The 14,265-nt window shown below is 70.8% G+C and carries 11 protein-coding genes; 3 read left to right on the top strand and 8 right to left on the bottom strand.

Annotation, left to right across the window (positions count from 1 at the left end):
• Positions 1-9: 9 nt before the first annotated feature.
• From OG892_RS31580 to OG892_RS31570, 3 genes are read right to left on the bottom strand one after another with little or no spacing between them, the layout of a single operon-like run.
• Positions 10-1,638 carry a bifunctional 3-(3-hydroxy-phenyl)propionate/3-hydroxycinnamic acid hydroxylase gene (locus OG892_RS31580; RefSeq protein WP_365197792.1) on the bottom strand — a complete coding sequence of 543 codons (1,629 nt, stop codon included), beginning with the start codon at positions 1,636-1,638 and terminating at the stop codon, positions 10-12.
• A 4-nt stretch (positions 1,639-1,642) separates the two neighbouring features.
• Positions 1,643-2,569, bottom strand: a complete 927-nt coding sequence (locus OG892_RS31575) for a VOC family protein (RefSeq protein ID WP_073734825.1) — start codon at positions 2,567-2,569, stop codon at positions 1,643-1,645.
• Positions 2,570-2,602: 33 nt separating this feature from the next.
• Positions 2,603-3,445, bottom strand: coding sequence for a fumarylacetoacetate hydrolase family protein (locus OG892_RS31570; protein ID WP_073734824.1), 843 nt, complete (start codon positions 3,443-3,445; stop codon positions 2,603-2,605).
• Positions 3,446-3,723: 278 nt separating this feature from the next.
• Between OG892_RS31570 and OG892_RS31565 the strand changes: the two genes are divergently transcribed.
• The gene (locus OG892_RS31565) at positions 3,724-4,461 is read left to right on the top strand and encodes a FadR/GntR family transcriptional regulator (RefSeq protein ID WP_371630848.1); all 738 of its coding nucleotides are present in this window, start codon (positions 3,724-3,726) and stop codon (positions 4,459-4,461) included.
• Between the two features lie 12 nt (positions 4,462-4,473).
• On the opposite strand, the gene OG892_RS31560 is transcribed toward OG892_RS31565, so the two are convergent.
• Entirely contained in the window at positions 4,474-5,487 is a 1,014-nt protein-coding gene (locus tag OG892_RS31560; RefSeq protein WP_073734822.1) for a LacI family DNA-binding transcriptional regulator, read from the bottom strand.
• A 100-nt stretch (positions 5,488-5,587) separates the two neighbouring features.
• On the opposite strand from OG892_RS31560, the gene hisD reads away from it, so the two are divergent.
• Positions 5,588-6,895, top strand: coding sequence for a histidinol dehydrogenase (gene hisD, locus OG892_RS31555; protein ID WP_073734821.1), 1,308 nt, complete (start codon positions 5,588-5,590; stop codon positions 6,893-6,895).
• Positions 6,874-7,677: an SDR family NAD(P)-dependent oxidoreductase gene (locus OG892_RS31550; RefSeq protein WP_371630847.1), complete on the top strand. Its 804-nt coding sequence runs from the start codon at positions 6,874-6,876 to the stop codon at positions 7,675-7,677. Before hisD ends, OG892_RS31550 begins: the two co-directional genes overlap by 22 nt.
• Before the next feature lie 385 nt (positions 7,678-8,062).
• Here OG892_RS31550 and OG892_RS31545 read toward each other — a convergent pair whose 3' ends face one another.
• Genes OG892_RS31545 through OG892_RS31530 form a run of 4 tightly spaced genes read right to left on the bottom strand, consistent with a single transcriptional unit; the run spans position 8,063 to position 14,247 of the window.
• Positions 8,063-9,088: a GNAT family N-acetyltransferase gene (locus tag OG892_RS31545; RefSeq protein ID WP_073734820.1), complete on the bottom strand. Its 1,026-nt coding sequence runs from the start codon at positions 9,086-9,088 to the stop codon at positions 8,063-8,065.
• Complete coding sequence (locus OG892_RS31540; RefSeq protein WP_371630846.1) at positions 9,085-11,100, bottom strand: DUF4910 domain-containing protein; 2,016 nt, start codon at positions 11,098-11,100, stop codon at positions 9,085-9,087. The genes OG892_RS31545 and OG892_RS31540 overlap by 4 nt, the downstream gene beginning before the upstream one ends.
• The gene (locus OG892_RS31535; RefSeq protein WP_371630845.1) at positions 11,093-13,030 is read right to left on the bottom strand and encodes an aminotransferase class I/II-fold pyridoxal phosphate-dependent enzyme; all 1,938 of its coding nucleotides are present in this window, start codon (positions 13,028-13,030) and stop codon (positions 11,093-11,095) included. Before OG892_RS31535 ends, OG892_RS31540 begins: the two co-directional genes overlap by 8 nt.
• Positions 13,027-14,247 carry a hypothetical protein gene (locus tag OG892_RS31530; protein ID WP_327339546.1) on the bottom strand — a complete coding sequence of 407 codons (1,221 nt, stop codon included), beginning with the start codon at positions 14,245-14,247 and terminating at the stop codon, positions 13,027-13,029. Before OG892_RS31530 ends, OG892_RS31535 begins: the two co-directional genes overlap by 4 nt.
• Positions 14,248-14,265 lie beyond the last annotated feature (18 nt).

The raw sequence follows: 14,265 nt of genomic DNA, 5'->3' as shown, positions 1-14,265 counted from the left end.
CTCTCCGCTCTAGCGTTCGGTCATGAGCGGCTCGGGCGCAGGGGCCCGTAGAGCGGTCGAGGAAGGGTGCTGAAGCTGTTCGCGCAGCTGACCGACCAGGTGCCGCAGCCCGGCTGCGTCGGCGGCGGCGCCGAACAGGTAGAAGTCGGGCCGCACGAGGGCCGCCGCGTGTCCCTGTTCCCGCAGGTGGGGCAGGTAGCCGTCGGAGGCGTCGAGGTAGCCGTCGGGCGGTGCGCTGTCCGCGTACAGCGGTACGAGTGTCGCGCCGATGTCCGTGAGGAAGGCTTGGTCGTGCGCGTCCAGGGCGTCGAGCGGCGCCGTCCCGTCCGTCAGGACCGTGAATCCGCCGCCGGTGATGTCGTCCAGGAGAGCCGTACGGCCCCGGTGGGTGACCTCGTACTGCGGACTGAGGTGACCCACGTTCTCGGCACGGCTGCCGTCGGGGGCCTGTTCGAGAATGCCGTCTCCCAGAACCGGCGGCGGTGTGGCCGGAAGCGCGTACCGCGGGTCTGCGCCGGCGGCGATCATGCGGGCGTCGCGGGCAGCGGCCTCGTCGGGGTCGAGTACGCAGATGACCTGGCCGAGGGCCATGGACATGCCGATGGCGTGCTGTATGTGTTCGCTGCGCTCGGAGGTGTAGGTGTCCAGCAGGTCAGGTTCCGCACGGCCGGTGAGGACGAGATCCAGTTTCCAGGCCAGATTGATGGCGTCGCGCATTCCGGAGCACATGCCCTGGCCGGCGAAGGGAGGCATCTGGTGGGCGGCGTCACCGGCGAGGATCAGCCGGTCCTCGCGCCAGCGGTCCACCCAGCGGGCCTGGAAGGTGTAGACCGTATGGCGCTCGATCGTGGTGTTCTCCGGTGTACGACCCCAGGGTTCGAGGAGTCTCCAGGCCGCCTCCGGAGTGTTGAGATCCTCGATGCTCTCGTGCGGCAGCCGCAGGAACTCCCAGCGGCGCCGTCCCGGACCGCCGGAGACGATCGTGGTCGGACGCTTCGGGTCGCACAGCTGCCAGTTCATCGGAGACCACTCGGCCTGCTCGTGCGGCTGTGTGTCCACGATGAGCCAGTCGTAGAAGAAGCCTAGGTCGGTGACCGTGGTGATCATGCCGGCGCGGACGAAGCTGTTGGTCCCGTCCGCGCCGATGACGTAGCGAGCAAGTACCTGACCGGGGCCGTCCGCGCCCTCGGTACTCAACCGCACTGCTCCGTCACCGGGTTGCACGTCGGTGACCTCGCAGCCCCGGCGCACAGTGACCGTCGGCCGGCTCTCTGCGGCCTTCGCGAGGACGCCCTCCAGCTGAGGCTGGGAGAAGAAGCTGGCGGTGGGCCAGCCGGAGGGACCCTTCCCCGACCAGTCGATACGGACCAGCGGCTCACCGTCGGCGCTGCGCCACTCGTAGTGGTCGGGCACCGGATCGGTGACCGCGCGTACCTCCTCCGCCACCCCCGCGGCCTGGAAGATGCGGCCGATCTCGTGGTCGAAGTGCACGGCTCGGGGCAGATCGTAGGGCTCGGGCCAGCGTTCCAGCGCGATGACGTCGTGGCCGGCACGGCCGAGCAGCAGGGCCAGCATCTGGCCCACGGGGCCGAAGCCGACGATCGCGACGTCGTGCATCCTCGATGGACTTCTGCTCACGGTTCTACCTCGGCTCGCTGTGGGTGCCGGTCATCAGGGCGGCGAGGTCCTCGGGGGCGAGGAAGGAAGGCGGTGGCGGCGGGCCCCAGTTGAACAGGCCCTTGGCGCCTTCCAGTACCTCCGGCGTCCACAGCTGGTCGTCGACGATGCAGTCCATGTCGGAGTAGTACTCGCTGAAGTTGCCGGCCGGGTCCTTGAGGTACCAGAAGAAGTTCGAGCCCGCGTGGTGACGGCCCAGACCCCAGACGTGCCGCTCGGGATGGCCCTCCAGCATCGCGGCCGCGCCGCGGCCGACCTCGTCGACGTCGTCGACCTGCCAGGAGGAATGGTGCAGGAAGGCCACCGGCGCGGCCAGGACCAGGATGTTGTGGTGGTCGGTGGAGCAGCGCAGGAACGCCCCGTGGCCCTTGATGTAGTCGGACGCCTTGAAGCCGAGTCCGTCACGGAAGAACGCGGTCGTGGCATCGAAGTCGGTGGTGCCTACCACCGCGTGGCCCAGCTTGCGCGGCCTCACGCGATCGGCGCGCAGGACGCCGGCCGCCCGGGAGTTGGTGCGGTCGGCCCGGCCGGGACCGTTGTAGGCGGTGGGCGCGACCCGGTCCTGGGTCAGTCGGGGGGCGACCTCCAGGACCGCGCGCACCGCGGTCGCCTTGTCGTACGCGGTCAGCGTCCCGGTCGCGGCGGTGCTCTCGATGCCTATCCGCTTGAGGCGGGAGGCCGCCGCCGCCAGGTCGTCCGGCGTGTCCGCGCCGATGCGCACCTCCACCAGGCGGCGGGTCGGCGCGGGGACGACGCGGAGCTGGCGACCGGCATCCTGAGTGGTGAACCAGCCGTCGCCGTCCGGGGTGAGGCCGAAGTCGGCGTAGTAGGCCGCGGTCTCGGCGACGTCGGGGACCCCCATGGTGATGGAGGTCAGAGCGTGCAGTGCCATCGGGGACTCCTTTGTCCGTCGGTTCGGTGCGGCTCAGGCGAGGAAGGTCTGCCGGAGTTCGCCGATGCCCTGCACCGTGCTTTCGAGTACGTCGCCGGGGGCCAGGAAGCGCTGTGGGTCGCGGCCGACGCCGACTCCCGCCGGGGTGCCGGTGAAGATCACGTCTCCCGGCAGCAGCGGCAGCACCGCCGACAGTCCGGCGATCAGCGCGGGCACGGAGTAGATCAGGTCACGGGTGCGGCCCTTCTGGACCTCCTCGCCGTTGATCGCGCAGCGCAGCTCCAGGTCGTCCGGGTTCTCGAACTCGTCCGGCGTGACCAGCCACGGCCCGATGGGCGCAAAGCCGGGGAAGGACTTGCCCAGGCTGAACTGCGGTGCCGGTCCGGCGAGTTGCACGACTCGCTCGGAGATGTCCTGCCCGACCGCCAGGCCGGCAACGTGACTCCACGCTTCGGCCTCGGCGACGCCCTCGGCGCGGTGCCCGATGACGGCCACCAGCTCGACCTCCCAGTCGGTGTGACCGTCCGCAGGGAGCCTCACGTCGGTGACGGGCCCGCTGATGCTGGTGACGAACTTGGTGAAGACCGGCGGCAGCCCCTCGGGCGCCGCGAATCCGGACTCGGAGGCGTGGTCACGGTAGTTGAGGCCGATCGCGAGGGTCTGCCGCGGTGCGGGGGCCGGCGAGCCCAGATCGGCCGGTTCGAACGCCGCTCCCCCGGACAGGTCGCCGAAGGCGGCCCAGGCACGGAACTCCTCCCACCGCTCGTAGACGGCCTGCGGATCGGCGGAGAAGGTGCCGTCGCTGGCCCGCTCGACGTCGACGGCCCGGTCGTCGACGATGAGGACCAGTCGGCCTGAAAGGTTGGCGATACGCACGTGGTGCCTCCCGAAGGGCAAAGGGAGCGGACACTCGAAGCCGCCTCGGCGCGGTGCCGCCCGGTCAGCCGGGGGTGGGACGAGGACCGGCCGACGTCGGCCACGAACCCCTTGCCCACTCACCAGCAATTCAGCATGATGATTACCTTGATGTTGCGCTTCCGTGAACCGCAGCGTCAAGAGGCAGAGCAAAATAAACATGATGAATATGTCGATCCCTTGGAGTGACCTTGACCGGCAGCACGAAACGCAGTCCCCGGTCTGACAACGGCCCGGAGATGATCGGCCACGGTCGTCCCCGCGCCGACAAGAACGCGACCCTCGGGCGCGCCGAACGGGCGGCGGAACGGGTTAAGCAACTGATCGAGAGCGTGACCCCCGGGTCCCGGCTGGGCACCAAGGAAGAGCTGCGAAGCCTCTGCGAGGTCTCCGTCGGCACCTTCAACGAAGCACTGCGGCTTCTGCAGGCCCGCGGACTGGTCACCGTGAAGCCCGGACCCGGCGGCGGACTGTTCAGCGCCGAGCAGTCCCCGATGGTCCGCCTCGGCAACTCCGTCCTCGCCCTGGACGCGGGAGCAAACGACGTCGCCGACGCCGTCCGCATCCGCGACGCACTCGACCCGCTGCTGATCGAGGACGCCCTCTGGCACGCCTCACCGGCCGACGTCGCCGGACTGCGCCGTCACATCACCGCCATGGAGCACGCCGTAGGGTCCGAGGACCCCGTCGCGTTCGTCCATGCCAACTGGCGCCTGCACGCCGCGATCGCCGCCATCAGTCCGAACCCTCTGCTCAGCTCGCTCTACAGCCATCTGCTCGACCTGATCGAGAGCCACACCCTGTCCGTGCTGCCTACCAGCGACCAACCGCTGGGCGAGTACATCGCGCACCGGCACGAACTGCACCGCGACCTGGTCGACGCCCTGGACCGCCGGGACCGCGACGCGGCGCTGCGCCTGATCCACGAGCACAACACCACCCTCCAAGGCACCGAGGACTCGGCTGCACCTCGCTGAGCGGTGGATCCGTCACGGCCCGAGAGGGGCCGGGCCGTGAGTTCCGCGCAGTACGAGCGTCACCGGAATCCGCTGCTCGACCGGTGGGAGCCCCGGGCTCGCCAGCTCCGTGAGGAGTAGATCGACGGCCGCTGCCGCAAGGGCTTCGAGATCGCAGCGCACGGTGGTCAGATCCGCTATGGCCCAGCCGGCCATCGGGATGTCGTCGAAACCGACGACCGTAAGCTGTTCCGGTACGGCGATCCCCAGCTGCCGGGCCGCGGACAGCACACCGAGGGCGATGACGTCGTTGCCGCACACGATCGCGGTGGGCCGATCCTCCCTGCTGAGCAGTTCGTGAGCGGCGTCCCGGCCGGGATCGTGACCGAATGACGTACGCCGCACCATGTCACGGCGCAGGTGGACACCGCGCGCCCGCAGCCCGTCCCGCAGGGCCTCCGCTCGCTCACGACCGGTCGAGGTCGCCACCGGCCCCAGGACGGCCCCCACCCTGCGGTGGCCCATGTCGGCCACGAGGCCGGCGACCGCAGCCGTGCCGCCGCGGTTGTCGACAGAGCAGCTGTGCGACTCCGCCACGTCCAGCACCCGGTTCACCAGCACGTGGGGTATGCCACGCTCGGTGAGATCCCTGGGCAGTGACGACCGCCGTTCGCACGTGGTGAGGACCACCGCGTCGTACGAGCCGTCCGCAAGGACGTCGAGACCCACGGCCCGTTGCACGGAATCGCTGACGACCACGGTGCGCAGACCGTGGTCGGCCAGGCGGCGTCGCAGCGGTTCGACGAGCTCGGGATAGTAGGGGTTGGTGAGGTCCTCGGACACCACCGCGATGCGCCGGGTGCTCTGCGTGGACAGCGACCTGCCCGAGTCGCTGGGGATGTAGGAGAGTTCAGCGGCTGCTCGAAGCACCTTCTCGCGGGTCTGCGAGGACGTGCCGGGAAGGTTCCGCAGGGCTCGCGAGACCGTCGGCTGCGACACCCCGGCCAGGCGTGCCACGTCGAAGCTGTTCACCTTCTTCACGTCCACGCCCCTCCCCCTGCCTGCGGATCGCCAGGCCGCGATTGACAGGTATACGTATACAGCCAACTGTAGCTGCCCTCCCCCGAAGCCGGACAAGGAGTTCCAGATGGTGAAGTATCTGAAGTCGGTTCCCCCCACGTCGCAGGACACCGAACGACTGCGGGCGGTACGTGAGACGGTCATCGGCGTCATCGCCGACATCCAGGAGCGTGGCGACGCCGCGGTCCGGGAGTACTCCGAGAAGTTCGACAACTGGTCGCCGGCGCACTTCCTGCTGGACCAGGAACAGATCGAAAGGATCGTCGCGACCGTCCCCGAGCAGGCGCTCGCCGACATCCGGACCGTTCAGGCCCGCGTCCGGGCCTTCGCCCAGCACCAGAGGGACTCGCTGGCGGACTTCGAGGTCGAGACCGAACCGGGTGTGTTCCTCGGACAGAGGAATGTACCGGTCGGCTCGGCCGGCGCGTACATTCCGGGCGGACGCTACCCACTCGTCGCCTCGGCGCACATGACCGTGGTGACCGCGAAGGTGGCGGGTGTCGCACGGGTTGCCGCATGCACCCCGCCGATCCGCGGCGAGATCCCTGCCGCGACCGTCGCGGCGATGCATCTCGCGGGCGCGGACGAGATCTTCCTGCTCGGCGGCGTACAGGCGGTCGCGGCCATGGCGGTCGGCACCGAGACCATCGCCAGGGTCGACATGCTGGCCGGGCCGGGAAACGCCTATGTCGCCGAAGCCAAGAGGCAGTTGTTCGGTGCTGTGGGAATCGACCTGTTCGCAGGACCCACCGAAATCCTCATCATCGCCGACGAACACGCAGACCCGTTTGTCGTTGCCGTAGACCTGCTCAGCCAGGCAGAACACGGACCTGACTCCCCCGCGGTGCTGATCACCACGTCCGAGCCGCTGGCGCGCCGCGTCATCGAACTGGTCGAGGAGATCCTGCCCGACATGCCGACCGCAGACTTCGCCGGACCGGCGTGGCGCGACCAGGGTGAGGTCGCCGTCGTCGAGAACCTCGACGCCGCCTACGTGCTCGCCGACGAGTACGCCAGTGAGCACGTGCAGGTCCTCACCGAGCACCCGCGCGAAGCCCTGGAGAAGATGAGTAACTACGGCGCGCTGTTCCTCGGCGAAGGCACCTGCGTCTCGTACGGCGACAAGGTGATCGGCACCAACCACACCCTGCCGACCCGCGGGGCGGCCAACTACACGGGCGGGCTCTGGGTCGGCAAGTACCTCAAGACCGTCACCTACCAGGAGGTCACCGACCCGGCTGCCAGCGCGGCGCTCGGCGAGCTCTGCGGTCGCACCGCCCGAGTCGAGTCCTTCGAAGGACACGCCCGCTCCGGAGACGTCCGAGCGCACAAGTACGCCGGGGCGGTGCTCCCGTGGGCGCCGGCGAGCCTGTGACCGGCCGGTTCGACGGCCAGGTCGGCGCCGTCGCCGGCCGGACCGTCCTGGTCACCGGAGCGGGCAACGGTCTCGGCCGGGCGATCGCGCTGGAACTCGCGGACCAGGGAGCACGGGTCGTCCTGACCGGCCGCAACCGCGCCAAACTGGACGCAGTGGCAGGGGAGATCGGGGCGGACGCGCGGGTCGCACCGGTCGACACCTCGTGCGAGGAGTCGGTCTCCGCCCTCGCCGGAGAACTGGCAGACGAGGAGATCTCCGTCCTGGTGAACAATGCCGGCATCGCCGGCCCCGTCGAGCCACTGACCGACGTCGCCGCGAAGGAATGGGACGAGGTCTTCGCGGTGAACGTCCGTGGTGTCTTCCTGATGTGCCGGGCATTCCTGCCCCCGATGATCGAGCGCGGCAGCGGAGACATCATCAACCTCGCCTCGGTGAGCGGAAAAAGGCCATTGGCCCGACGTACTCCGTACACCGCTTCGAAGCTCGCCGTCATCGGCCTCACCACGACCCTGGCCCACGAGGTAGGCCCCCTGGGCATCGCCGTCAACACGCTGTCGCCGGGGCCGGTGGACGGACCACGGATGGCGCGCAACTTCGCCCTTGAGGCCGACCGTACCGGCACCACGGCCGAGGCCGCACAGAGGGAGTTCGTCTCACGCGCCGCCCTGCAGCGGATGGTGACCGAGCACGAGGTAGCCCTTGCGGTAACCGCGATGCTCAACATGCCGGGACTCTGCGGCGCCGACATCGACCTGTCGGCCGGCATGGTCGCCCGTTGAACTCCAGAACGACAGCCATCAGTCGACTGGAGGAGGCGGGCTCGAAAACGACCCTTCAGACACCCCGGAGCTGTCCCCGTCTCCGACTAGTACGCATGCCGGGTTGAACGGGTCACATCACAGAGGGCCGACGCCGCATGTAGCCCAGAGAACGGTCGTGACTGAGGGAACCCCTGGGACTTCTCTGGGACTTTCGGCCGCATCAACGTGCACGCGCAGGAAACATCTGAAAGATGATTCACGCAGGTCAACGGCCTACGACCGCGTATCACCGCAGATCATGGGACTGCGTGGTCTCTTCCGGGACATCTGACACGACGATGCCGCCGCACCCCACCTGACCTGTCATTTAGCGGGTCAGGGAGGGGTGCGGGGTACGCCTGCGTCACCCGGGGGTCACGCAGGCGTACAGCGGCAGTGGTCTCATCCCGTGGCGTTCCTTCATCGGCCGGTTGCTTCGGCCGCCCTCCACCCACTCCTTGCCCGACTCGATGGCGGCGCGGATTTCCGTGGCCCACAGGAGGTAGTTGGGGCTGAAGCTGTGGACGGTGGCGTCGCTCGTCCCGCCCACCCACATGTGCAGGCGCTGGTCGTCCAGGAGGACCACCGCGGCCGCCAGTGTCCGCCCGGGCACGTCGACGCGCACGACACGGGCGTGGTCGCCCAGGGCCATCACGAAGTCCACGAAGGCGCTCTCGGGATACATGTCCGCGCTGCCGTGCTTGGCGGCCGTGCGGCGGGTCAGGTCGCACACAGTGCGCAGGAAGTCGGGCCGGGGCGACTCGACGGACATCGTGGCTCCGACGTCGGCCGCGCGGCGCGCGTACCGGCGGATCGTACGCCGTGTCCTCGGGCCGAGCCTCGCCAGGTAGTCGTCGTACGACTGCACGCCTTGGAGCGGGAGTTGGAAGCGCGTGACGATCGGGGCCACCCGCCAGCCCTTGCCCCGGGCGACGTCGAGCAGCGGGTCGCCCTCCGGGACGCTGACCAGACCCGCGACCTGGGCGCCGGCGCCCACCTCCGCCAAGCCGTCCAGCATCGCCGCGAGCACCCGGTCCCGGTGGCCCGCGTCCGTGGCGAGTACGGGGACACGGGTGTCGTAGCAGTACCAGTTGTGCCCGAGCAGTGCCGGGCCGTCCGCCTTGGCGATGCCGACCTCCCGCAGGAAGCCGTACGGGTCGCCCCGCTCGTCGAGGTAGCACGGCAGGATCGCGACGGTCCGGCCGGCCTCGACCGCCGTCAGGTAGCGGACGGCGGCATACGGGCTGAGCGGGCTGTCCTGGTAGGCCCGCAGGTACGCTGGGGTGTAGTGGACGGGCGCGCCCGCGGCGGTGGCCACCCGCTGCCACTGGGCGATGTCCAGCTCGCCCAGGGACTCGGCGACTTGGATGCGGATCCGCCCTGCACTCATGTCCTGCCTCCTTCGTGCACCGCTCCCGCCCGGCCGGGCGTCACGTCGTCCGTCCCGGGGGCGGGTGCGGCGCCCGCCGCGGCGGTCTCCTCGATCCAGCCCGCCGCGGCCATCGCCGCCAAGAACCGCTCCCCGAAGTCGGCAGTCGCCGGGCGGATTCCCGAGTCCAGTTCGGCGACGCGGATGACGGCCGCGGCGTCGGCGCTGCCGTCGACGCTCTGCGCCAGCGCCATCGCGGCGGCGTAGCAGCCGCCTCGGTCCGCCGTCAGCTCTCCCAGAAACCACCGGCGGTCCTTGTCCGTCATGGCTCCCGTCAGCGCCCGGAGGTTGAAGGGACCCGGCCAGTGCCTGCGCAGGGTCGGGCCCCGCTGGTGGTGGTGCGGCCGACGGTCCGCGGGGGCCTCGTCCCAGGCGGACGACAGGGTGCGGTGCAGCCCGACGAGGACGTCCGCCTGCCGGTCGAGGACGCCCGGGCTCGCGCCGAGCGGGCGCAGGGTGCTCAGGGCGTCACGGCCGTAGTGCCACCGCCGTGTGAGCCGGGCGACGGCAAGCTCTTCGGACGGTGGCCCGTCGGCGCCCGGCGGTCCGGGGGGCGGTCCGTCGGCGGAGGGGAGGCAGGCGGACATCCGCCGGGCGGTCCACTGGGTGAGGAGCCGGGCCATGCGGTCCGCGTCCGGTCCGTCGGCGGTCGCCGCGACGGCCGCCGCGGACGCCGCGATCGCCGCGGATCTGCGCAGCTCTCCGGGGTCGACCTTGTCGAGCGTGTCGGCGCCGGAGTGATTGAACCGGTCGGGCCAGTGGCCGAGTTGGACGGCCGGGCAGCCGATCGCCCGGTCCGCGAGGATCGCGTGGTCGGAGGCGCCGACGAACGGTGTGGTGCGCCAGGCCCAGGTGTCGCAGCCGACGGCACCGCTGTAGGAGCGCGCGGCGGGCGGAAGGGCCCGTACGCAGGCCTCGACCAGGGCGTTGGCGTAGTGCGGAAGGTACTCAGGGCTGTACTCGACGATCAGCGGGCCGCCGCAGCGGCGCTGGTCCTCGCCCACCATGTCGAGGTTGACCGCCATGGCGGGCAGTGGCCGCACGCCCTCCACGACCGCCTGGTGGACGTAGGCGGCGAGTCCCACGAACTCCGGTGCCCACACGAAGCGGACGGGTCGGCGCAGTCGCCGTCCCGCCAGGACACGTCCGGCCGCCAGAGCGGCGGCGACACCCGAGGCGTTGTCGTTGGCCCCGGGCGCCGGGTGGCACAGGTGGGCGCCGAGCAGGCACGCGTCCCCCTCGTCCGCCGCTCCCGACGGGGTACGGGCGACCACCACGGGCATCCGGCGCGGGCGGTCGTCGACGTCGACGACCACGCGGGCCCGCTCTCCGCGCCGGTGCGCGCGCAGCAGCTCGTCGAGTTGTCCCGGGGTCACGCTGAAGCCGAACAGCGGGGTTTCGCCGGGCAGTTCGACGCGCCCCGCGTCGTCCAGGTCGGGGCGGGTCATCACGCAGAACCCGGCCGCCTTCTCGGCCTCCATCCGGCCGAACAGTCCGGGGCCGAGATCGGCCGCCGAGGGGACGAGGACCAGTGCGCCCGGCGGCCAGCCGGGCTCCCCGGATACCGCGAGCGGCGCCTCGCCGTCCACCGCCGCCGAGCCCGCCGCGAGGGAAGAGGACTGTGCGGGGTAACTGACCAGCGCAGGGCAGCCGTTGAGCGAGAGGTGGGCTGCGCGCGGAGTCCATGAGTGGGGCGCCGTGTAGGTCCACCACGTCGTCCTGCCGTCCGCGGGCAGGTTCAGTACCTCGACGTCGGTGAGTCCCACGCGTTCGGCCTCGCCCGCGACGAAGTCGGCGGCCCGGGCGATCCCCGCCGATCCCTGGTACCGATCCCATTCGGCCAGCCGGGCAACCCAGCCCATCGCCTCGTCGGCGTCGATGTCCTGGAAAACGCCACCGACCAGGCCGCTCAAGCCACTTGGGCCGCTCAGCACACCTGGGCCGTTCGGGGCGCTCAGGCCGCTGTCACTCACGCTGTCCGCCCTCGCCTAAGGCCGCGTGGAAGGCGGTCAGGCGGGCGTCCGACAGCGGAACGGCCATCTTGAAGAGCGTGTCGCGGCCCCCGGCCCGCACTCCCGGGTCCCACGTCCCAGGCCCTTCCACCTCCTTGACCCGCAGCCCGAGCTTTTCGAGCAGGGCATCCGTCCGGTCGTCCCCCGGGACGGTCACCCAGGGCAGGCAGTCCGCCCCCTCGGTCACCGCGAGTCCCGCCCCGCGCAGCAGTGCCGCCGTCCGCGGCTTCACCCCGGCGATCCGGGCCCGCAGCGCGGTGAAGACGTCGCCCTGGGCCAGCAGAGCCAGGGAGACGGCCAGGCCGAAGGCGTTCGCGCCCAGCGGCGGCACCACCGCACGCAACCGCCGGGTCAGCGCGGGCGCGGCCACGGCGAACCCGACCCTGAGTCCGCCGCAGCAGTAGCCCTTGGACATGCTCCGCAGCACGATCAGGTTGTCGTGCTCGGCGACCGCGGGGACGCAGCTGGCGCCCGGCCCGGCGTAGACGGCGTATGCCTCGTCGAGGACCACCGTGGTGCCGTGGGCGCGGGCGGTGCGGACGATGTCGTCCAGCTCTCCCCTGCCGCGCAGGTCCCCAGTGATAGTCGGGCGGTCGAGCACGAGTACCGAGGGGGCGTGCCGGTCGAGGGCGTCGGCCAGGTCCTCCATGCGCGTCGCGATCGCCTCGCTGCCCGAGCGTGCCGCCCACCTCGGCAGGTCGGGGTGGCCGCCGCGCAGGTGCAGCACGGGGCCCGGCTGTGCCAGTGCCGCGCAGCCGTGCAGCAGGCCGGTGGCACCGGTGCCGGCCGTCACCGTGTCGGGGGGAAGCTCCAGGCCGAAGTGCTCGGACAGCACCGGCGCGGCCCGCACCGCGGCGTAGGGGTCGGTCACGTGGTAGGCGCGTGCCGCGTCGGCGGTGACCGTGACCGACTCGAAGGCCCGGTCGACCGCGGACCGTACGAAGTCGATCTCGTCCGGCGACCACCGCAGGTCCACCAGACCGTCTTGACCGGCCAAGCCCACCGGACCGCCGGACCCCGCCACCTCCACCGGTCCCGTTGCCGCGCCCCTCGCCGAATCCCCGGCGGCGGGCCGTTCCCACGTCGCGATCGCGGTGCGGTGCTCCTCGGCATCCGGGTTGCGGGCCACGAACTGCACGTACCGGGTGGTCAGTTGGACTTCCCGGCCGGCGGTGAAATCGGCGTCGGCGCGCTCGACCCGGAATCCGGCGCGGGTCAGCAGGTCCCGTACCTCGGCGGGCTGGTAGAGCCGTACGTCGTCGTGGACGACGACCGGCTTCGCGTCGCCTCGGCGGACCTCGATCGAGCCCCGGCTGCGGCCGTGCTCCACGCGGTAGTCGCGGCGGAAGACGGCCCGCAGCCCGTCGGTCTCGAAGGTCGCCTCGGGTACGTAGTTACCCGCGATCGTCAGGACGTTGGAGTGGTCGAGCAGGAGGACCCCGCCGGGGACGAGCGCCCGGCGCGCCTCCCGGAGCAGCCGCAGTTGCTGCGTGTCGCTGCCCCAGCCGAAGGACTGCACGCAGATGATCGCGTCGAACTCGCGCACGGGCCATATGAGTTCACGCAGGAGGTCGAGCCGCAGCCATTCCACGTCCACGCCGGCCGCGGCTGCCGACGCCGCCGCCTGGCGCAGCGCCCACACGCCGACGTCGGCACCCGTGACGTGGAATCCGCGCCCGGCCAGTGCCACCGCGTGCCGCCCTGTGCCGCAGCCGAGGTCCAGGACGCGGCGGCCGGGGGCCGAGGCGTCGAGGACGCCGGCCAGGTAGTCGGCCTCCGCCGCGTTGCGCTCGGCGGTGTACTCGTGGGCCGCCACCGCCCAGAACTCCTCGCCGAAGAAGTCCTGGTACCAGGGGCGGCGGTCCGTACCACCGCCCGCGCCGCCCGTCATACCGCGTCCGCCCGCAACGCCTCCTGCCGCTGGAGGAAGCCGCACACGTCGCACAGTCCGGCGGGGTTGGGCACGCCCTCCATGAGGAGGTAGCGGCCCTCGCAGACCCGGCACACGTCGTCGACCACCGGCAGCAGGCTGCGCTGGACGTTCTCGAAGGCGTTGAAGAGGTAGTAGTCGATGCCCGGCCACTGGTCGTAGAGGTGGTCGGCCATCGCGTAGGCGAGGGAGCGTTCGTCCGAGCCGGTGGTGAAGCGGCCCGGGGCGCCCTGGCGGTTGAGTTCCGGGGCGACGAGTTCGAGGTAGAGGGTCAGTTCCTTCTTGGTGATGCGGTAGAGCGGGAAGACGTAGCGCAGGTCGCCCAGTTCGCGTACGGGGATGCCGCCCATCCGGTAGCCGGTGGTGAACCAGGTGACCATGCTGGCGACCAGGTCGTCGGCGTTGAAGCCGAACGCGACGACCGAGGCGCCTGCCCGCCCGGCCTCCCGTTCCAGCATGCGGCGCAGCACCTGGTGGCCGATCACCATGTTCATGTTGCGGTGCTGGCCGGCCACGACCTTGTTCATCAGGTCGACGAACGGCTCGCGCAGCTTGAACAGTTCGGTCACGTCGTCGGCGGTCACGATCGTGTGCTCCAGGCCGAGGCTCTGGCAGGCGTCCAGCGCGATCCGGAACGTCGCGGGCTCGTCCCAGTCGGGCAGTCCGGTGATGGTGACCGCGGTCATGTCCATCTCGGGCCAGCGGCCCCGGGTGCGTTCGAGGAGCTTGAGGTAGGCGACGCTGTCCCGGCCGCCCGACAGTCCGATGACGGCTCGGTCCCCGGCGCGCATGGTGCCGCCGGAGGTGATGCTCTGGACGAAGGTCTCCTCGACGTAGGTCACGAAGGTCTCGGCGGTGAGCTGCTCGGTGCGGCGTTCGAGGGTCCCGCCGTGGTCGAAGAGCACGGACTTGGAGTACACGGGGTCGGGCGCGGCGTAGACGTGCTCCTTGGGCTTGCGGAGCACGTCGAGGTCGTAGTGGCGTACCTGGCGTACCTCGATGACATCGTCCGCCCCGACGACGACCATCGACTCGGGAACCACGGCCCCGTCGCGGTAGGTGAGCACGGCGTTGGCCGGGATGCCGTGCAGGCGCAGGACGTCGAGGAGGTTCTGGCCCGGTTCTGCGTAGAGGTTCTCCGAACCGCCGGTCTTGTTGCGGAACACGACCGTGCTCACGGTCTCTCCTGTTCGTCT

It is taken from the genome of Streptomyces sp. NBC_00341 (assembly GCF_041435055.1).
GTDB lineage: Bacteria > Actinomycetota > Actinomycetes > Streptomycetales > Streptomycetaceae > Streptomyces.
This window is presented reverse-complemented; position numbering and strand designations above follow the sequence as displayed.